This is a genomic window from Pantoea rwandensis (genome assembly GCF_002095475.1).
Taxonomy (GTDB): Bacteria; Pseudomonadota; Gammaproteobacteria; order Enterobacterales; family Enterobacteriaceae; genus Pantoea; species Pantoea rwandensis.
On the sequence record NZ_MLFR01000002.1, the window covers coordinates 222,219 to 243,211 of the forward strand.

A 20,993-nucleotide genomic window follows, 5' to 3' on the forward strand; every position below is an offset into this window, starting at 1 on the left:
GATGTAGGGTTGGTTATTATGGTGATGCATCAATCCCTGGCAGAAATATTACATTAGCAATGATTATCCACATCACAGCCCAGGGGGATTCACCCTCCTGTAAGCAAGTGCGGATTTATTATTAAAGTTATAAATATTTAGTCCGTGACATATTCCGCACGTGGTGTCGGTGTTTTGCTGGACTTAATTCTGCCAATAGTAAATAACGCCAGCAGTGAAAGTAGACCTGAACCCCCATACAGCACAATATAGTTTGCCCCTATCCCCGCACTGACCAATACCATTGCAGAAAATGTGAGTAAGATGCCGGGAGTACTCACAGCCATATTGATGATGCCCAGATCGGCCCCCACATTGGCATCCTGTTTACCCGTGGCGGAAGTCGTGGCAACCGCAATAAACAGGCCTTCAAATACACCAAATCCAATCGCAATAAGCGCATAACCCGTGTAATAGCCATAGAGGTTCGGGAAGAACAACAATGACACAACCCCTGCCGCAAGAAACACGGAGGAAAATTTAAACACTTTGCGTCTGGCATTAATACGGTCAGCAATATAACCGGCAATCGGAGCCGTGAGGCAAGAGAAGGCGTTCATGATGAGCACGGCATAGAAGGCCACCGTCGTAATTTCATTACGCGGAATATGCACATAATCACTGGCAAAATAAACCAGGTAGGTCTGACCGACTGCGATCGTACATTGCAGCAGGAAAATGGACCCCAGTGTCCAGCCAAACGTATGCTCACTGCGAACTCGACGATAAATCATACCAAACACACCAAAAATTTCTGCTGCACGAACAGGCATAGCTTCTGAGCGCGCCAACTTTTTATCCTCAAACATCATGAGAAAAATAAGGGTGAACAGGATGAATACACAGGCAGGCAGAACAAATACCAGTACCAGACTGTCAGGAATCAGCTTGATGATAAAGGTCCCGGTTAATACGCCCAGAGTACGACACATGCCAGAAAACCCAGAAGCAATGCCGCGCTGACTGGCGGGGACCTTGTCGGCGATAACCGCTAGAAATGTAGTAATCGCTGCATTCGCGCTGAACTGCAATATCAGCCAACCAATAAACAGTTGTGGGATATTCAACGCCGTACCCATCAGTGCAGCCCCCGCCAGGCTGCCAATCGCCCCACCAACCATATAGGGGCGTCGCATACCAAATCGTGACGTGGTTCTGTCGCTTAAATACCCCCAAAGATAGTTAGAAAAAATAGCCACAATGGCGCCAATACAAGAAATGGTGGAATAAATGAAGTCTTTATTTTCAGGCGCAATATCCGCCACTCTGAGTGCTAAACCCACATTGGCTGGCGTCAATAACGATGCCCACAAGCCCAACTGTGCCAGGGTCCAGACGGTGATAAACAGCCAGCTAACCCGCTGCTCCTTTGCCAAAATAACTGCCCCGCTTTGGTCTGAATATTTTCCATTCACGATCGTGATCCTCAAATAGGCATAACCTGTTTAATAGTGATTTTATTTTTGCTAACTCGAATCAGCATACAAGTACACGAATTGAAAACTCACAAGACCGAATGGCGTATTTTGTGAACGATGTCTGCTTATTCAGCTTTCAACACCCGTTTTATCGATAAGTAAGAAAAATCCGCATTGATCGTAAAAATGCCACTTCAATCAGTACAAAAATGACTAGAAACATAAACATTTAATTAATTATCAACAAGTTGAATAATGTCAGTTGATCGCCATCACACTTTTTTAAAACACTAATTGTTTAAAAGATGACTTCTTTTTATATTGCTAACTCGACGCAGCATTTAACGTGTCGTTTACAAATTCCAGGCAAGCGAATCCAAATCAGCCCTACACTGAATACAGACTTGGAGTTATAACAATGAGTTACGAACAAGGCATCTACAAAAATGCTGGAAACAGCGCTCCTGTTGGTCCAACGGGTAGTAAAAAAGATAAAGACATTCCTCCCGTTCGCTGGACGTTTGTACTGAGCTGGACGCTCGCGCAACTGGGACTATGGGCGGCGGTCATGACACCGGCTTCCGTGGGCCTCGCATTACGCATCGCCGACATTGACCCAATAAACAAAGATTCACATTACGCGCTGGTTTCCGGTGTCGGCGCACTCTTCGCCGTGGTCAGTAACTATGCCTTCGGATACTTGAGCGATCGCACCACTTCCCGCTTTGGTATGCGCCGCCCGTACATGTTAGCTGGCGCTATCGGCACAATGGTCGGTTCAGCGCTCATGGGCATGGGTCATACCATTCCCGTAGTTTTTGCGGGTTGGATCGTTGTTCAAATCTGCGCGAATGCCGCCCTGACCACCTTTCTGTCGGTGTTGACGGACCGCATTCCACCTCAACAGCGCGGCATCACCTCAGGATTTGCCGGGATGTGTCGAACCTCCGGCATCATTTTGGGTACGCTGACCATCAAGCTTCTGCCTGATTCTCCAGTGCAAATCTTCCTTATCCCGGCAGGTGTGTTTCTCTTCTTTGCTGTCATCTTCATCTTCACTTTCGGTGACAAGGTGCTGAGTAAGGATGAAGCCAGTAAGGTCAGCAAAATCAGCGTGATTGAGATGGCGAGCATCTTCAAAGTGGCTCGCGAGAAGATCCAGTACGACAGCAGCTTCGGCTGGGTGCTGCTCTCCATCTTCCTGATCCAATGCACCATCTCTGTTTCTCAGATGTATCTGGTCTATTTCGCCAGCGACTATCTGCACATTCTGCGTAAAGACCTGCCAAGCGTAGTGTTTATTGGCGCCATGATCCTCAACCTGGCATCGTGTGCCACAGCACCGGTTGCAGGCTACATCGCTGATAAGCTGGGGGCTCGTCGTAAAACCTTCTGCTGCGCCCCGATACTGATGGCCGCCGGCATCGCCACCATGATCTCCATTCCCAGTCTGCATGGCTATTACATCGGTCTTTTCCTGATTGCCGTCGGTTTTGGCGTGTTTGAAGGTTTGTTCGTGGCTATCGCCACCACAACGACTCGCGGTTCTACCAGCATCGGCAGCGACCTTGGTTTGATTAACATGGCGATGACACTCCCAAGCGTGGCGTTAACAGCCGCCTCCGCAGGCCTGATTGCCAGCGGCATCGGTATGAACTACGTCATTTTGTTCGGCGGTGCCGGCGCCCTCTCCCTGCTGAGCCTGTTGTTCATTCGCAAGATCCGCTCACACAAAATCGGACATCCATCAGAACAACACGACGCTTCTTTGTCCTACGAGCCGAAAGCTGAACTGAAGTAAACACACTGCATTCCTGAAATTGACGTTGAGAACACGAGGTATGTCATGAAGAACAGAGCCGCATTTGTGCTTGATAACAGAAAAATGGAAGTTCGCGATACGGTAATGCCGGAGCTACACCCGGATGAAGTGATGATCCGCATGAAGAAAATCGGTGTGTGTGGTTCTGATGTACACTTTTATGAGCATGGCGAGCCGGAATTTCCGGATGTATATCCCTTTATCCTCGGGCACGAAGGTGCGGGGGAAGTGGTAGAGGTTGGCGCTGCAGTCAGCCACCTGAAGGCGGGCGATCGCGTTTGTCTGGAGCCGGGCGTGCCCTGTCGTGTGTGTGAGTGGTGCACCAGCGGTAAGTACAACCTCTGTCCAACGGTTTATTTCCCGTCAGCGCCGCGCGCGTTGGGAATGATGCGCAACTTCATTACGCATAAAGCGGACCTGTGCTTCAAGTTGCCAGACAACGTCTCCTTCCAGGAAGGCGCGCTGGTGGAACCCCTGGCGGTGGGCATTCATGCGGTGCGCGAATCCGGCATTAAAATGGGTCAAAGCGCGACCATTTTGGGTAGCGGCTGTATCGGTTTAGTCACCCTGCTCTCGCTCAAGGCGGCTGGCGTGGACGATATTACCGTCGTAGATATCCATGATATCCGCCTCGAAAAAGCCAAAGAGCTGGGCGCGCGCCATCTTATTAATGCCAGCAACACTGACATGATCTCAGCGGTTAAGGATGTCTATGGTGGCATCGGCCCGGACTTCATTTTTGAGACTGCAGGAAACAGGGTAACAGCCAGCAACAGCGTACCGATGATCAAACGCGGCGGCACTATCATGATCATCGGCAATGTGGTCGGCGATACACCGGTGAATTTCCAGATGCTCGGCAATAAAGAAGCCACCATCAAAGCGACGTTCCGCTATCGCAATATCTATCCCTCTGCGCTGAGCGCTCTTTCCTCCGGTCGTATCAACGTCAACAGCATCGTGTCTGATTTCTACAAATTCGAAGACACGCAGAGCGCGTTTGAAGACTCCATCAATAACAAAGCGACCGTGGTGAAAGCCATGATCGATTTGGAGTGAATTCTGTATCACCCCTGAAGTGCAAGATTCAATTAATCGAGAGGATATCACTGTGCAATTAGTCTCAATGAAAGAATTAATGGACCACGCATTTGCCAATAACTATGCGGTTCCGGCGTTTAATGTCTGCAATATGGAAATGATGCGGGGTGTGCTGGAAACAGCAGCGGAATTACGTTCTCCCGTGATCCTCGGTATTCATCCCCATGAAGTGGCCTATTTTGGCAATGCGGAAACGGCCGTTGCAGTTGCCACCAGCCTGGCGGCGCAATTTGAAGGCAAATTCGCGATTCACTTGGATCATGGTGGCTCGCTGGATGAAGTGATGCAGTGCGTGCGCGGTGGTTTCAGTAGCGTGATGTTTGATGGCTCGCCGTTCCCACTGGAAGAAAACATTGCTATCACTAAAAAAGTCGTCGAACTGACCCGCTCAATTGGCGTCACCGTTGAGGCAGAAATCGGCACCATCGGTATGACCTCGGAGTTTGGAGAGAAGCTGGAAAATGCCCACCTGTCCGATCCCGTTTCAGCACAGCGTCTGGCTGAAACCGGCATCGACTGCCTGGCGGTGGCGATCGGTAATGCCCATGGCTGGTATGACGGGGAGCCTAAGCTGGAATTTGAGCTGCTGGAAACCATCATCCAGAAAGTCAAAATCCCATTAGTTCTCCACGGTGGTTCTGGCATCCCGGTGGAATCGATCCGTCGCGCCATCCGCATGGGTATTGCCAAAGTTAACGTCGGCATCGCGCTGCGTCAGGCCTTTATCGATGAGATGAAAGACTTTATGGCGAAGAATCCAGAAGAGACTGGCGTGATGTCGATTCTTGGGTCCGCGAAAAACAAAATGAAAGCACCGGTTAAGCAATATATGGAAATCTGCATGTCGATTGGTCAGCTGGATAAATAACGCAGCATGTGCGAGTGATTAATGCCGATTACACGTTTATTCAGGGGAAAGAGATGAAACAGCCGCAATTGGATAACCAACCACCTGAAATTATTTGCGTAGGGATGGCGCTGGTCGATTTTCTGGCAAAAGGCGTGGAAACTTTCCCGCGCCCCGGCAGTACCGGGGTTGTGGAGAGTATTTCCATGTCGACAGGTGGGGATGCCATTAATCAGGCAATAACACTCGCCAAGCTGGGGCACGCCGTGTCCCTGTTTGGTATCGTGGGAAATGACCAGCAGGGACACTATGTAATCAACGAATGCCATCAGTATGGCATTCAAACCAGTGGCATGTTTATCGACCAGAAACAGCCAACCTCCACCAGCGTGGTGCTGATTGATGCCAAGGGTGAGCGGAGTTTCCTTGCAAGTCGCAACTCACTGATTTTCCAACAAGGACCGGAACACATCAATCTTGATTTGGTGCAGAACGGCGTCAAAATTGTTTCTATAGGCAGCCTGTTTTGCTCTGAAAAGCTGGATCTTCAGGCACTACCTGCGCTGCTTAAAAAGGCCAAAAGTGTTGGCGCAACGACCATCGCGGACCTGATTTGTGACCGCAGTAGCGGAACGCTTGAAGAGATGCGTGAAGCCTTCCGTTATCTTGACATCATCGTACCGAGCTATGACGAAGCGGTACATTTTACCGGCATGACCGACCCTATTGCCGCGGCCAAAGTCTTCCAGACATACGGCGTCAACACCGTCATCGTGAAGCTTGGATCGCGTGGAGCGATCGCCGTTTCACGTGACTGGGGGGAAGTGCTGCATGTCCCCGTTTTCCCCACTAATGTGGTCGATACCACCGGTTCCGGTGACAACTTTATGGCTGGATTAGTTTCAGGTCTGGCGCAAGGTATTGGGCTGGCAGAATGCATGAAGCTCGGTGCCGCTGTTGCCGCTCTTTCAGTACAGGCCGTTGGAGCCTCTGCGGGTGTCAGGGATGTACAACAGGTCGCAGAATTTATTGAAGCCCACACACAGCAACTTACTCACCCCTGATTTTCAAACCTGGATGTATTAAGGATTAAACATGAAACACAAGATTCAGAAGATCGATGTTCACCTGGTATCCGGTCCGGTTGCAGACAACTACACCGACGCCACGCGTAAAGTCGAGACCGTGGGTTATACCGTGGTGAGGGTGACCACCGATCAGGGGCTGGAAGGCATTGGCATTACCTATCATGAAGTGGGCGGTGAAGCGACACGCGATCTGATTATGCACAATATGGCGCCGCGCCTGGTGGGCCGAGATCCCTTCGATACCGAACTGATTTGGCAGGATTTCTTTGGTTATATGCGCGGTGTTGGCCGTAAAGGCCTGATGTTCTGCGCCCTCAGTGCCATTGATGTTGCCTTGTGGGACCTCAAAGGAAAAATCGTCAATCTGCCACTGTATAAACTGTTCGGCGGCGGACGCACCAAAGTGCCGGTCTATGCCAGCGGCGGCTGGACGTCGTTCTCGGACGAGCAGTTGGTCGCAGAAATGAAAGAGATGGTGGCCGAGGGCTATACCAAAATCAAATTCAAAGTTGGCGTTGAAGGTGGCCACAACCCGAACCGCGATCTGGTACGCGTGCGTAAAGTCCGTGAAGCGGTAGGCGACGATATTGATCTGCTGCTGGATGCGAATAACTGTTGGGATGCGGCAACCGCAGTACGTTTTGCCAACCGGGCCGCAGAATTTAACCCGCTACTGCTGGAAGAGCCGGTGTTCGCTGACGATATTCCGGGTCTGGCACGCTTCAAGAAAGGCACCGATATCCCCCTGGCGACCGGCGAACACGAATACACCAAATTCGGTGTGCGTGACCTGCTTTTAGCGGAAGCGGCAGATATCGTGCAGGTCGATATTGCCCGCGCCGGTGGCTTCACCGAAATGCTGAAGTGCGGCGCACTGACCCAGGCGTGGAACGTGAAATTCGCGCCGCATGCTATGGAGAATATCCATATCCATCTGGTCAGTACCTTCCATAATGCCCCGTTCCTAGAGCGCCTGCGCATTTTCGAAGATATCACCGCCAAAGTGTTCATCGACGCACCGCTGCCGAAGAATGGCTTTATGGAAATCCCCGATCTGCCGGGTCTGGGCCTTACCCTCAATATGGACTTCATCAAAGAAGCAGATGAAGTCGGTCGTACAAAAAAATTCTGAGTCTGAATAATTGCTCACAGGAGATATGTGATGAAAATGCTGATTGGTGAAAAATTTGTCGATGCCAGTAATGGTCAGACGGATGACGTGGTCAACCCGGCAACCGGAAAATTCATTGATACCGTGCCCAGTGCTACTAAAGAAGATGTGCAGATTGCCATCAGTAACGCAGTTGAAGCACAGGCGCAGTGGGCGGCCCTGACCGTGCGGGAGCGCACCGACAAGATCCTGAAGGCTGCCAGCCTGATCAAAGAACGTCGTCTGGAACTGGGCAAACTGCTGTCGCAAGAGTCGGGCAAACCTTATATGGCTGAAGCGGTATGGGAGTTTGACTCCGTCGCTTACATCCTCGAAGGCGGCTGCGAAGTGGCAAAACACCACTATGGCAAAACCATGCCGAAAGCCATTGAGCCGGGCTACGACAAAGATATTCAGTTTACTGTGCACGAGCCACTGGGCGTGATCGCCTGTATTATCCCGTTCAACTTCCCACCTGCCCTGTGGTCGTTCAAAGTGGGTGCGGCACTGGCTGCCGGTAACGCGGTGATCGTCAAAGCGCCGACTTTTAACCCACTCTCCATCATCAAGCTGCATGAAATCCTGGTTGAAGTTGGCATTCCAGGCGCGGTGGCACAGTGCCTGACTGGTGGCGGCTCTACCGTTGGTGGCGCACTGACCTCAGATCCTCGTGTAGCCAGCGTCAACTTCACCGGCAGCACTGCAACAGGTATTGCGATTGCGAAAAGCGCAGCAGCTAACCTGACTCAGTGCTACTTCGAGCTGGGCGGCAATGATGCGCTGATCATTTGTGACGATGCTGATTTGGATTTGGCTGTCTCAGAAGCTGGCGATAAGTCACGTAACTCTGGCCAGGCTTGCACTGCATCGAAACGCTTCATCGTGCACAACTCAATCAAAGAGGAGTTCGTGCGTCGTTTGGTTGATGAGCGCCTTTCTAAGCTGGTGCTGGGCGACCCAATGAGTGAGAAAACCACGATGGGGCCAATGATCAGCGAATCAGCGGCTAAGAACATCGAAGAGCAGGTCAACCTGACGGTCAGCCAGGGCGCGAAAGTGGCATTCGGTGGCAAGCGTAACGGAGCATTCTTCGAACCCACCGTGTTGACTGGCGTCACACCAGAAATGGATATCGCCCGCGACATGGAAGTGTTCGGTCCGGTCTGGCCGGTGATTGGCTTCGACAGTATTGAGGAAGCCATCGCCATTGGTAACAACACCTGTTATGGCCTGGGCGGCGGTGTGATTACCCGTGACATGAAAAAAGCCTTCAAAGTCGCCAATGAGCTGAAGACCGGGCATGTCGCTATTAATGCTTCAGGTGGTTTCCGCGCGGCTGAACTGCCATTCGGTGGCGGTAAAAAAGCGTCCGGTAACAGCCGTGAGAGCCTGTCTGCAGTGATGTCTGAAGTGACTCAGACTAAGTCAATCATCCTGCGCTATATCCTCGACTGATAAAGCAGTTGCACCTCCCGAATGGCCACCTTATGTGGCCATTTTTTTTGACGAAATGCCTGTCTCCTACCCTACATAATAAGGACAGCATCATGCTTCACACCCCTACACTCTCCATCCCTGAAGTGATACAGGAAGCTAAACGCCGCCTTGATCACCAAGAGGCGCCTGGAAGCACCAAAGCGGGCTGGTTGATGATTACCGCGTTACTGATCGAATCCTGGGACATCTATTCGATGGCCTACATCATGTTTGCCTTAAAAGACGTTTATCATCCCAGCAGTTGGCTATTGGGGTTCACCGCGGCGGGCACGCAGATCGGCGCAGTTATCGGTGCACTCCTGGGTGGCTGGCTCACTGACCGTCTTGGCCGTCGCACCATATTTTTATCCTCTATGATCCTGTTTGCTATTTTTGCTGTCTTGCAGGGATTCGCGCCGGATATGTACTGGCTAGCCATCATTCGCTGTCTCGCGGGGATTCCAGTTGGTGCCGATGTCGCGAATGGATTTACTTATCTGATGGAGGTCATGCCGAAAGCCAAACGCGAAGTGATGGCCAATCGCTGGCAGTTCATGTTTGCACTCGGCATCATTGCCGCCATTTTATTTGTTACCGGACTGATTGCCCTCGGCGTACATAACGATCTCATCTGGCGCATTGTTCTGGCCGCGCCGGCGCTCCCCGCCCTCATCTTGCTGTTCTTGCGCCGCGAATTACCGGAGACACCCGCCTGGTTTGTGGAGCGTGGCCGTTTCAGGGAGGCGCGAGCCACCGCACGGGCGTACTACGGCGATAAACAGGGAGCGTTGCTGGATGATGTCTTGCCTGAAGAGGATGTGGTGATCGAGCAACCAAAAGTGAGCGAGGCGCTACGCGATATCTTCAGCCGCCGCCGGGCCCGGCGTGCCACCGTGTTCGGATGGTTCTCCTGCGCGGTGCAGTCGTTTGAGAACTGGTCATTCTCTTTTTATCTTCCTCTGATTTTGGCTACTCTGGGGCTGACCGGACAAATTGAGAATAACCTGGCGCTGTTGGGGATCAGTTGTGTTGCTGCGGTGTCGGCCTTCACCGGACCCTTGCTGTTGCCCACCTTAGGACATCGAGGCCTCAGTCAATACGGATTTATTCTTGTGACAATTGGCATTCTGATTGCCGCCTGGGGCGTTCACATCATGAGCTATGAGATGATCGCCTGCGGTGCAGCACTGATGCTGTGGGGGCATTACTGGGATGCCGAAAGCGGCATGACCATCGTTTCGCTTGTCGCCAAACCACAATATCGCGGAGTGGCTTCTGGCATCGGTTACACCATCGTTAAAGTCACGGCCTCCATCACCACCATCATCTTTCCGCCGCTATTTGAGACCTTGGGCGTCCCGATCGCCTCTGCACTGGTTGCTATCGCGCCCTTCTGCGCCTTCCTGGCAGCTACCTTCATTTTGCCTGAAGTTTATGGGCATGCGGTGGGAGATGAGGAGTATTAGACATTAGGAAGCCGCAGTGAATACTGCGGCTCTTCGTGCACTCAGCGCCCGTTGACATCCGCGGTGATGACGTTAGGACGTTCAGTTTCACCATCCTGATCGATGTCACTGAACTGCGTATTGGTACAGCGAGAAAGTGTCTTGACTGAAATTGCCGTTATCACCAGCGCACACAATCCCATCAGGATATAGGTATGACCAAATCCAATATGATCGTAGAGATAGCCTGCAGGGGTAGCCAGTACCAGTGATACTAAATAGATGGTCCCCTGATAGCCCAACAGGTACATCATTGAGTTGACCCTGCTATCAAAATGCTCAGCGTTGTACTTGAACACCGAAACCAACAACAGTGCCATCTCAAGACCATACAAAGGTTTAAGCGCGGCTATAATGGCAATATTGCCCACCGTCCCCGTAATAATGAGTCGTGCCGCCACCACCAATCCTGCCAAAAGCATGCCGTTCTTGGCACCAATCTTATTGATGAGAAAGGGGACACAGAACATCATCAGAAACTCCAGTGCCCCCTGTGCCGTGACAACGTAGCCAAACATCTCATTGCCGCGACGATGGTCGGCAAAGAAGCTGACAAAAAAGCGTGCATACTGCTGTTCAGCAACATAAATCATGCCGGTCACGCCAGACACATAGAGGCAAAACAACCAGAATTTTGGGTTATGCCGCAGCATGCCTGTAATTTGACGCACCGAAAGTGCCACGGGATTTGTCACCTGGTTAAGCTGTTCGTTGTTGTAGCGTGACTTCAGGAAACACAGTATGCAGAACATCACGGCGGAACTGACGCTCCCCACAATAAAGATCATGTTGGGGTCGAGGTTAAACAGGAACCCTGACAGCGCGGCCGATGATGCCCACCCCAACGAACCCCACATGCGAATCTGGCCGAACTCCAGATGGTTGATACGGCTGAAGCGGTCTGCATAGGATTCACAGGCGGCGACGCCGTCATACCATGCAAGGCTGGTGAACAAGCCGCCCAAAATGATGCCCGCCATCAGGAAGTGTTGAAGCAAAGGTTTATAGACAAAAATAAAGAACGGCGCCATGCAGACTGAGGCAAGCACAATGAAATAAAGCAGATTTTTGCGCATCCCCAGTCGGTCTAAAATAAAGCCATAAACCGGTTTTAATAATACGGTAAAAAGTCCATTGGCTGTATAAACCAGTCCTATCATGGTGCTATCCAGCCCAGCTTCCTGCGCCAGCCAGATAGAAAGTAATATCATTGATGCTGACCACGAAAAGAAAAATAAAAAGACAATAGCGCTGATCTGTAAATAATGTTTTCGATGAGAGTTGACTATCGCGTTCATCATAACCTCTTTAGCCAGGCGTGCGAACGCCTGGCTGTGCAGATAATTATTGCTGACAGACAATAGTTTAGAACCTCAGCCATTATTCAATGGCTATCTAAAATAATGCATGAAGGGAGTTGGAAATTATCTCAGTCGATAATTTCCCGGGGTGAGTGAATAACCACCATCAACGACAATTGCCTGCCCCGTGGTGTAGCTCGATGCATCAGAGGCCAGATACACTGCAGCACCCGCCAGTTCATCCGGCGTACCGACACGGTTTTGTACTGATGGTGCCACCATATAGCCGTGAGCTTTTTCCGGGAAGGCTGCCAGATAAGGGTCCAGCATTTCGGAGTAGATAAAGCCAGGAGAGATGGCATTGACCCGGATATTGAAGCGTGCCCACTCATAGGCGAGGCACTTCATCAGCATATTCACACCCGCTTTACTGGTGTTGTAGCAGGCCTGAGGGTCGCCGTTAACCACATGTGCAGAGAGCGAACTGGTAATGATGATGTTGCCTTTGTTCTGCGGGATCATCACCTTAGCCGCTGCCTGACAGGCAAAGAACACCCCTTTGAGGTTAACATCCATTAAACGGTCCCACTGTTCCTCCGTCATATCTTCAGCATTGACGTCAATACCGATACCGGCATTGGGCACCATGATATCCAGTTTGCCCCAGCGGTTGACCGTTTCACTCACCGCAGCGTCTAGCGCGCTCCGATTAGTCACATCCGCGAGGATAGCAAACGCGTCTACACCATACTGTTTCAGCTCTGTGGCCAGCGCCTGCCCTTCCTGAAGCGTGGTACGCGAGGCAATAGTCACGTTTGCACCGGCTTGCGCCAATCCGATTGCCAGTGCCTTGCCGATGCCTCGCGAACCACCGGTAACAAAGGCGCTTTTTCCCTTAAGACTCATTCTGTCCAATACGGCGCCTTCGGGACCGCCGCCTGCCCATGCTGGTGCTGCCATATAAACCTCCTCATAGTGATTTAACAATTTGCTAACTCGACTTAGCAATTAAATGCAATTGGCGTTATTTTTTCAAACTGCTTGTGAGGGAAATGTGACCAATACCCAGGTTTAATTTATGGTTAAACTGAATTCAAATAGCATTTTCGAACAATGTTGCAAATAAAAAAGCCACCAGAAAGGTGGCTTTTCTGGTCATAAAAATTTAATGATGAGGTGAATATTGCGTACTGACTGGCAATTTCACACGCTGTCCCTTTGCACGCTTAAATATAATAAACAGCAGTGCGGAAATTAACGGACCTAATGCAATGCAAATCAGCGCAGAATTAAAACTGTGCGTGGAATCTTTTAATAATCCCATCACATAGGGACTAAGGAAACCGCTTAGATTACCTACAGAATTAACGGCAGCAATCGCCACAGCTGCGTAGGCTCCACTGAAAAATCCTGAGCTGTAAGCCCAAAATGGCAGTGCAAACGCATAAATGCCGATAGCCGCAATACTGATAAAGGCCAGCATGACAACCGGATTGGATGTGGTGGTCGCCAGAGTTAATCCAGCGAATACCATCAGTGCTGCAATAATGCAGTGCACATGGCGATTGTGGCTGTAGCGGTCAGACAGGCGACCGATGAACGGCAACAGACAAGCCACCACTGCATAGGGTACAGCAGCAATCACCCCGCTGAATTTGTGTGAAGGATCAAAACCACTGACAATAAGAGGCAGGAACATGACCAGGCCCACCCCGCAAAGTTCATACAGAAATAGATGGCACTGAGATAAACCACACGCCTGTCTTTAAACATCACGGCCAGTCCATTACGCTTCTCTGCAGTGACCGTCCGTCGCGCTTCCTCACTGAGCGTCGTGCTGATGAACGCCTTCTCTTCTGGTGTCAACCACGTGGCATTGGCGGGCTTGTCAGCCATACGGAAAAAGATATAGGCACCGACCAGCACAGCTGGCGCCGCTTCAACAATGAACAGCCACTGCCAGCCTTTGAGCCCAGACACACCATCAAGCAACAGTAGCGGCGCAGAAATCACCGAGCCGAACACTATCGCCAGGGGGATCGCCAGATAAAAGATGCCAAGAACTTTGGCCCGATGGCGCGTCGGCAGCCAGGTGGAAAGGTAGTAGATAATGCCGGGGAAGAAGCCCGCTTCAGCCACACCGAGCAGAAAACGAATGAGAAAGAAGCTTTTCTCCCCTTGGATCAACGCAGAACAGGCGGAAATGATGCCCCAGGTAATCATGATGCGAGCGATCCAGACACGTGCGCCGAATTTATGTAACGCAGCGTTGCTGGGGATCTCAAACAGAAAATAGCCTATAAAAAATACGCCTGCACCCAGACCGTAAATAGCCGTTGAAAGACCCAAGTCTGCGTTCATTTCAGCGGCAGCAAAACCAATGTTCACCCTGTCGATAAAAGCGATAAAATAAGCCACCATCAATACAGGGACAATCTTGAAAATTATTTTTCTGACCGTTTTATCTTCCAGACTATTTTCTGCAGCACTCATGACGAGTTCCTCATTATGTTATCTTGTCAACCCTTCATACTCATTTTTTAATTCAACAGCTATCTCATCTAATTTAGGAATGAAAGCACTTTCAATCTTACCAAAGGGAGCACGGCATTCTGGCGTGCTGATAACACCCATCTTATAAAGGATGTGTTTAATCCCCTTGAATACGCCAGCCGCGACCAGCACATCGATAATGCTGTTGCAGGCATGCTGCACAGCCAGCGCTTCCTGCATCTTGCCTGCGCTAAACAGCTGATTCAGCTTGTGATAACGCTTCCCCATGATGTTGAACGTGCTACCAATGCTGCCATCCACACCCACAGATAATGCCGGCAGCAAAATTTCATCAAAGCCGTTAAGAATCGTTTTTTCAGGATGTAGACGTCGGATTTGTTCCGTCTGGTAAGTATTGTTGGAGGTTTGTTTAATACCCGCAACACCGTCAAGGCTTAATAACTTATCCAGATCGTCCGTGGTGAAATTAACACCACTCATTGCCGGGATATTATAAAGCACTACCGGTGTACCATCAGATGCATCAATCACAGATTTATAAAAATCAGTTATTTCTTGTTTGGTGTAGGGATAATATATAGGTGGAATCGCAGAGATGCCGTTATATCCCAGGGCCGCACAATGGCGTGCCAGTTTGAGCGTTTCGCGAGTATCCACGGCACCCACATGCGCAATCAGTTTTGACGTTGCCCGATTCTCTTCTGCAATGACGCTGAAAATCTCTTTTCTCTCATCCGTAGACTGCAGGAGTGACTCACCGGTTGAACCGCCTACGTAGAAGCCACCAATCTGATTATCACGAACAAATTTAGACAGTGAAATCAGGTCGTCAGCACTGACGTTACCCTGTTTGTCATAAGGGGTCGCCAGTGCCACATACAGTCCGTTCAGGTTACTCATCATGTTCTCCTTATGAGAAGAGGTACGAAATTAAGACGAGGCAGTTTCCTGCCTCTCAATGGGATTTCAGAGTGCGTGCCACGCGTCTCCGGCAACAGATACCCGGATATTCTGAGTGATGGCCTGGGCGATAAAGGCTCTCAGTACTGCCTGCAGCTGTTCCTCTGGGATATAAGCAATAGACAGGTGGTTACTTTGATGTCCCGCCATCAGATCGTCACGCGTCACACCATCCAGAACGGCATTCATCAACGGCCACTCAAAACTGGTGGCGTGCCGACGGCGGATAAATTCTGCGTCCGGCAGTTCAACAGCGGTTCCCGTCCCGATATGCATGTAAACATCGGTACCCACATAATGCGCGCGCGCCCAGATAAACCGCCCTGCTTTGCCTTGTCCGGCAATTGTTGAGCCACCATAAGGGAAGAACATTGGCGTCTGGCGATGCCCTTCAGCTCCCGCAATACCCCCTTTAAGATGGGCAAAAGGTACCGCGCCTGAGATCTCCATATCCCAGTAGTAAGTCCCCTGATAATCACTGCCCCAGCGAATATCATGTAACGTGGTTTCAGAAGGTAGGCCGAGCGACTCCAGCAACTGCCACATCATAACCTGAGGGATGGCGCTGCCCATGTCGACTTCATTAATACAAGGAATTGACTTGCCTTCATGAATGATATCACCGTGCTCATCAGGGATCGGGAAGCGCTCGGCGTTACCAATCGCGCCTTCCGCAAAATCTGACGCCGCACAGCACTCCTTCAGCCCCTGCTGATACTGCACGCCAACCCCCGTCAGGCCAAAACGCTTCATAAAGCGCGCCATGGCAATCATCATTGCGCACTGCTCAAGTACCTGTTCTCTAACCAGTTCCTGGCTGCCATCGGTGCCATAGTTGAATTTCATGCCACGATCTTCATACCAGCGCAGGCAGGCTTCACGCAGTTCAGCCGGGACTTTGGCCATTTCCACCAGCAGTGCACTTTGAGACAGCGATTCCACCGGGATCCCTACATCAATCATCGATTTTTGCGGGAATACACCGTTAATCATGCCCATGCAATAACTGTCAAACAGGCCGACGATGGCTTTGTTTTTCAGGATATATTCCCCTACCTGACGGCCCGCCTGCCCCTCCGGGGTTGCCATGACTGGATGCGAGGCTTTGACGTCATGCAGGTAATCAATGCGCTGGTGGACATAACCGTCACGCAGCCAGGTACTCAAATCAGTGTGGAATTTCTCATCGTCAAACGTTTCAGACCAGATGCGTGAGTAATTCACCCCTAAGCTGGTGAGCGTACCTGCCATGCACAACATGCCGACCAGGCCAGGGTAAGTCCCTTCGAAATTCGCCAGCAACAGCACGGGACCTTTATGATGCACAAGCGATGAGGCCACATGGTGCGAGTATTGCCAGGCGGTGATCAGGACAATGACGGGTGCTTCAGGATCAATGGAGGCAAACACATCAGCACCTTCACGTTGGCTACTGATAAACCCATGACCTCGTTCTGCGTTCACCTGGTGCGCACGCTTCACCCGATAACCCGACTTCTCCAGTACCGACTGAAGCTTGGTCTCAAATTTCTGGCCAGTTGGCCAGCAGGTCAGGTTAGCCGACTCACGCAGGTCTGCGTTCGCCACCAGTAAAATCTCTTTGTCAGCCACAGCGAGCTGTGGTTTTTGCGCGGGTAAATTGACGGTAAGCATCCTGTTCTCCTCAGTTCTGCACAAATGCGCTCATGGTTTTCTGTGCCATCTTTTGCTGGTCATACATGTCCAGATAGACAGCATATTTCGCGGCGTGGAAGTCGCTGTGTGTCGCCTCAGGCTTAATGATTTCGCCTCTTCTCACCAGGTCCTGGCATGCGCTGGCAAAATCATCAAAGAGGCCGGCGGCCACTGCGCCAGAAATAGCGGCACCCAGCGTTACCGGGTCGTCATCTTGAATAAGACGCACAGGGCGCCCTGTGGCATTGGCGTACTCCCGTAGCCATAACGGATTGCGGGTTGCCCCACCACAGAGAAAGATGTCATCAATCACATGACCGGCTTGGGTCATGGCATCAATGATGTGGCGTGTGCCATAGGCGATAGACTGCAGCGTGGCAAGATAAAGGCGCGCAAGGGCCGTTTTTCCCCGCTCGAGAGTCAAACCAAACACCGCCCCACGGGCATTGTGATCAGCTCTGGGCGAACGGTTGCCGTGATGATCGCCTAAAACGTGAAGCGCGCGGGTTGGGTAAGTTTCCTGACGTTCCAGTTCCAGCACCCAACGATTCAGAAGCTGATAAGGACTAATGCGCGCGTCTTCAGCCTGCTGAACCAGATCGGGGTAATAACCATGTTGTGAAAGCGTCCAGTCGACCAATGCACCTGCCGCACTTTGCCCGCCTTCACCCAGCCAGAGTTGAGGCAGCATCGCACTCCAGTAAGGCCCCCAGACGCCTTCAACAAAGATTTCTTGCGGATGAGTGATCATGTGACAATTGGAGGTACCGCTAATAATCGCCAGCGCGGCCTTGGGGCTCGCCCCCAGCATAGCGACTCCACCCGCATGCGCATCAATCAGTCCGCTGGCGACCGCGACTCCGGTATGCAAACCACAGTCACGTGCAGCGGTCTCACTCAGGAAGCCAATTCGCTCCCCAATCTGCGCAATATGTGATGGGACCTTTTCACACAAATCAGAGAGCCCAACGGCATTCAGTAACTTGTCGCTGAAGCGTTTTTCGTGAGCAAGGTAATTCCATTTACAGGTGAGCGTGCAGACACTTGCCGCGTCGACATCCGTGGCTTTCCACACCAGAAAATCTGCCAGGTCAAATAAGCGCCATGCCTGCTGATACTGTGCGGGAAGGTGCTTTTTCAGCCAGAGAACCTTCGGCAGTTCCATTTCAATGCTGACTTCTCCGCCGACATAACGCAGCGCTTCATCATCGGTTGCATTGATTTCCTGTGCTTCGGTTCCTGCCCGGTGATCCATCCACATGATGATGTCACGAGCCGGTTCTGCCGTTTCTGAAACGGAAACACCCTGCCCATCACGACCAATGGCCACGAGGGAACAGGTGGCATCAAACCCAAGCGACATGACCTGCTCGGCGTCGATACCCGCCGTCGCAATGGCTTCACGAATAGCCTCGCAAGCATGTCGCCAGATTTCGGCCGAAGACTGTTCAACATGGTCACCTTTGCCATGAAACTGCGAAATTGGGCGGGTAGCAAAGCCGAGTCTTTCACCGCTGAGGTTATAAAGACCTGCTCTGACGCTCGCCGAACCGACATCGACTCCTATGAAACACTTCCCGCCCATCGTCACCATCCTTTTGCTAACTCGAATTAGCATTTTTCACGTTTTCCTTTCGCCTCACAAACGACTTATTAAAAAATTGTGATCCCGATCGGGTGAGTTCATTCCGAATCCGTCATAAACAAGCAATTGTGCTTTCACCAATCTGTTTGTGCCGAGTGGCGATCCCCGTCACATTTCTGCGTTGTACAAATGTTCTGCTTTAGAGCTTTACTTTATAGTGCTATTTCGAGTTAGCAAAACAAGGTGAGACAATGAAAGGTTTAGTGCGCGATGGCTATCCACTCGGTGCGTTCAAGCTTGAGGAGGTCACGCCTCCTGTCATTGAAGGTCCCGGGGATGTTCTTCTTGAAGTTAAATCAGCGGGGTTATGCGGTTCTGATTTAAAGAACTGGAATGTCGAAAATGATGCAAAAACCCGCGTTTCGGTTTTTGGTCATGAGTTTGCTGGTGAAGTCGTGGCAGTTGGAAAGGACGTCACGGACTGGAAAATTGGCGATCGCGTGGTTTCAGATAACACCGGCTATGCCTGCGGGAAATGTCACGCCTGTATGGTAGGCAACTTTCTGGTATGCCCTGAACGTCGTGCACTGGGATGGGGTATGGACGGCGGTTTTGGCAAGTTTGTCCGTGTCCCAGGCCAGATTTTGGTGTTACATAAACATGCTCTGATGAAAATCCCCGACAATGTCAGCTATGAAGAAGCCTCCATACTCGATCCGTTGTGTAATGCCTATATGGCACTGGTGCAACGTTCACAATTGCGTCCAGGTGAAGATGTCCTGATTTACGGCATGGGACCGCTCTCACTCAACTGTATTCAGATTGCGCGCGTTATAGGCGCGGTGAACATCATCGTGGTGGGTAATGCAGGCGATGAAGCCATACGTAAGCCTGTCGCCAAAATGCTGGGGGCAACCCATTTTATTGATACCGATAAAGAAGATGTCGTGCAGCGATGCGAGGAGATTTCTGGCAAGTACGGCATTCCGGTGGTGGTAGACGGACGCGGTTCTCCGAAAATCATAGAAGAATCAATCCGCATTCTGCGCACCAACGGTCAGTTTATTCGTATTGGTCTGAACCTGAAGCCGGTGGAATTCTCCATCAACGATATCTCTGAAAAAGCCATTTCTCTCATCGGCCATATGGCTACGACGCCGTATCATGCTGAACGTGTTAAACCTGCTAAAACACCGAAAACTGGATGTTGAGTGTCTGATCACGCATCGCCTACCGCTTTCCCGTTGGAAAGAGGGTTTTGAATTGATGAGTGCAAGAAAGGCCATCAAGGTTGTCTTTCATTACGATCTGGATTAAATCTAACGCCCTGGCGGGGAGACTGCAGCATCAGTCTCCTGCACCGACATCACGTATAAGGGCGCGGAAACTTGTTAAGGCCGACAGAGCTATAATAATTCTGCGTAGCACACGCTTTAAGGAGCCTAACGGACTTGCATATGGCTAAAACAATTGAAGAAATTGCTACCGACTTGAGCATTTCGATTACCACCGTTCGCCTGGTTTTGAACGGAAACGCTGACAAATATCGAATTAGTCAGAAAACGCAGCAACGCATTAATGATTACACCGCGCTTCACGGATACGTGCTCAATCACGCTGCGCGCAGTCTCAAGCTGAATAAAACCGAATTATTGGGGCTCATCATTCCTCGCCTCTCCAACCCCTACTTCTCCCATCTTGCTGAGCGTATGGAGTTGAAATGCCTGGAAGCCGGTTATCAGTTGACGATCTGTTGTACTTACAGTGATGCCAAACGCGAGATGAAACTGGTTGAATCGCTTTTGTCCAGAAACGTCGATGGGCTGTTCATTGCGCCTGCATCATTAAAAGCGCAGGAGCACCACCTTAAGCTCGCGACCCGTCCCATCGTCATTGTCGACAGGGACTTTGGTAGTAATGATGTTTCGGTCGTGATCAGTGATAACGCCGCCGCTGCCGAGAAACTCGCAACTGCCATGATCAAACAGGATGCTGTGCCACACCTGTTCCTTGCCGGGGATGATAAGCAGCCTTCAATCAAAGAGCGTATTCGGGGTTACCGCAACGCCATGTCCGCTGCGGGAATCAAAATCGGCAAAGAGGCCATTCTGGATGAAGCGCACAACAGCATTGAGGATGGCCGGAAGATGATGAAGCGCTATCTGGATAAACATGGCGCGTTACCCCAATCTTTTATCACCTCTTCCCTGCCCTTACTGGAGGGTGCGCTGAATGTGATCAGCGAAACCTATGGTCATATTCCTCCAGAACTGAACATCGGCACATTCGATAGCCATCCGATGTTGAAGTTTTTGCCTAATCGGATTTGGGTTGCGCGTCAGAATGAAGAGATCATTGTTCAGCACGCGTTTGATGCCATGATGGAAGCGATAAAAGGTAATAAGGAGGTTTGCCATCATGTTGTGCCGATGGAGCTAACACAGCATTTAAATGTGAAAGAAAAACCTTTGGCATCATAAATTATGTAAAACTATTTCTGTATGGGTTGTTGG

Annotated in this window: 17 protein-coding genes; 9 read left to right on the top strand and 8 right to left on the bottom strand. The window is 50.8% G+C overall.

From position 1 onward, the window contains the following. Nucleotides 1-137: 137 nt before the first annotated feature. Nucleotides 138-1,454: an MFS transporter gene (locus HA51_RS04775; protein ID WP_158087359.1), complete on the bottom strand. Its 1,317-nt coding sequence runs from the start codon at nucleotides 1,452-1,454 to the stop codon at nucleotides 138-140. 421 nt (nucleotides 1,455-1,875) lie between these two features. Here HA51_RS04775 and HA51_RS04780 point away from each other — a divergent pair, with 421 nt between their 5' ends. The 7 genes from HA51_RS04780 to HA51_RS04810 all read left to right on the top strand — a co-directional run bounded on the left by HA51_RS04780 (nucleotide 1,876) and on the right by HA51_RS04810 (nucleotide 10,407). Beyond that, nucleotides 1,876-3,258: an MFS transporter gene (locus HA51_RS04780; protein ID WP_084932506.1), complete on the top strand. Its 1,383-nt coding sequence runs from the start codon at nucleotides 1,876-1,878 to the stop codon at nucleotides 3,256-3,258. Nucleotides 3,259-3,303: 45 nt separating this feature from the next. Continuing rightward, on the top strand, nucleotides 3,304-4,338 hold the full coding sequence (locus HA51_RS04785) for an NAD(P)-dependent alcohol dehydrogenase (protein ID WP_084932508.1): 1,035 nt from the start codon (nucleotides 3,304-3,306) through the stop codon (nucleotides 4,336-4,338). Between the two features lie 52 nt (nucleotides 4,339-4,390). Continuing rightward, nucleotides 4,391-5,248 (top strand): class II fructose-bisphosphate aldolase, encoded by an 858-nt coding sequence (locus HA51_RS04790; RefSeq protein WP_139810638.1) that lies wholly within the window; start codon nucleotides 4,391-4,393, stop codon nucleotides 5,246-5,248. Between the two features lie 53 nt (nucleotides 5,249-5,301). Continuing rightward, nucleotides 5,302-6,291, top strand: a complete 990-nt coding sequence (locus tag HA51_RS04795; RefSeq protein WP_139810639.1) for a carbohydrate kinase family protein — start codon at nucleotides 5,302-5,304, stop codon at nucleotides 6,289-6,291. Between the two features lie 31 nt (nucleotides 6,292-6,322). Next, complete coding sequence (locus HA51_RS04800; protein ID WP_084932516.1) at nucleotides 6,323-7,447, top strand: mandelate racemase/muconate lactonizing enzyme family protein; 1,125 nt, start codon at nucleotides 6,323-6,325, stop codon at nucleotides 7,445-7,447. 30 nt (nucleotides 7,448-7,477) lie between these two features. Next, nucleotides 7,478-8,920 (top strand): aldehyde dehydrogenase family protein, encoded by a 1,443-nt coding sequence (locus HA51_RS04805; protein WP_084932518.1) that lies wholly within the window; start codon nucleotides 7,478-7,480, stop codon nucleotides 8,918-8,920. A gap of 92 nt (nucleotides 8,921-9,012) precedes the next feature. Beyond that, the gene (locus HA51_RS04810) at nucleotides 9,013-10,407 is read left to right on the top strand and encodes an MFS transporter (protein ID WP_084932521.1); all 1,395 of its coding nucleotides are present in this window, start codon (nucleotides 9,013-9,015) and stop codon (nucleotides 10,405-10,407) included. A 41-nt stretch (nucleotides 10,408-10,448) separates the two neighbouring features. Here HA51_RS04810 and HA51_RS04815 read toward each other — a convergent pair whose 3' ends face one another. The 7 genes from HA51_RS04815 to HA51_RS04840 all read right to left on the bottom strand — a co-directional run bounded on the left by HA51_RS04815 (nucleotide 10,449) and on the right by HA51_RS04840 (nucleotide 18,480). Continuing rightward, nucleotides 10,449-11,744, bottom strand: coding sequence for an oligosaccharide MFS transporter (locus HA51_RS04815; RefSeq protein WP_084932711.1), 1,296 nt, complete (start codon nucleotides 11,742-11,744; stop codon nucleotides 10,449-10,451). 126 nt (nucleotides 11,745-11,870) lie between these two features. Then, nucleotides 11,871-12,707 (bottom strand): SDR family NAD(P)-dependent oxidoreductase, encoded by an 837-nt coding sequence (locus HA51_RS04820; protein WP_084932524.1) that lies wholly within the window; start codon nucleotides 12,705-12,707, stop codon nucleotides 11,871-11,873. Nucleotides 12,708-12,912: 205 nt separating this feature from the next. Then, entirely contained in the window at nucleotides 12,913-13,446 is a 534-nt protein-coding gene (locus HA51_RS27300) for an MFS transporter (protein WP_211282907.1), read from the bottom strand. After that, nucleotides 13,389-14,240: an MFS transporter gene (locus tag HA51_RS27305; protein WP_211282908.1), complete on the bottom strand. Its 852-nt coding sequence runs from the start codon at nucleotides 14,238-14,240 to the stop codon at nucleotides 13,389-13,391. The genes HA51_RS27300 and HA51_RS27305 overlap by 58 nt, the downstream gene beginning before the upstream one ends. A gap of 18 nt (nucleotides 14,241-14,258) precedes the next feature. After that, nucleotides 14,259-15,164 carry an N-acetylneuraminate lyase gene (locus tag HA51_RS04830; protein WP_084932527.1) on the bottom strand — a complete coding sequence of 302 codons (906 nt, stop codon included), beginning with the start codon at nucleotides 15,162-15,164 and terminating at the stop codon, nucleotides 14,259-14,261. Nucleotides 15,165-15,227: 63 nt separating this feature from the next. Next, on the bottom strand, nucleotides 15,228-16,874 hold the full coding sequence (locus tag HA51_RS04835) for a signal transduction protein (protein WP_084932530.1): 1,647 nt from the start codon (nucleotides 16,872-16,874) through the stop codon (nucleotides 15,228-15,230). Between the two features lie 10 nt (nucleotides 16,875-16,884). Then, nucleotides 16,885-18,480, bottom strand: a complete 1,596-nt coding sequence (locus HA51_RS04840; protein WP_084932532.1) for an FGGY-family carbohydrate kinase — start codon at nucleotides 18,478-18,480, stop codon at nucleotides 16,885-16,887. 251 nt (nucleotides 18,481-18,731) lie between these two features. On the opposite strand from HA51_RS04840, the gene HA51_RS04845 reads away from it, so the two are divergent. Both HA51_RS04845 and HA51_RS04850 read left to right on the top strand, forming a co-directional pair. Then, nucleotides 18,732-19,691, top strand: a complete 960-nt coding sequence (locus HA51_RS04845; protein ID WP_211282909.1) for an alcohol dehydrogenase catalytic domain-containing protein — start codon at nucleotides 18,732-18,734, stop codon at nucleotides 19,689-19,691. Nucleotides 19,692-19,937: 246 nt separating this feature from the next. Continuing rightward, the gene (locus tag HA51_RS04850; protein WP_084932535.1) at nucleotides 19,938-20,960 is read left to right on the top strand and encodes a LacI family DNA-binding transcriptional regulator; all 1,023 of its coding nucleotides are present in this window, start codon (nucleotides 19,938-19,940) and stop codon (nucleotides 20,958-20,960) included. The last annotated feature ends 33 nt before the right edge of the window (nucleotides 20,961-20,993 follow it).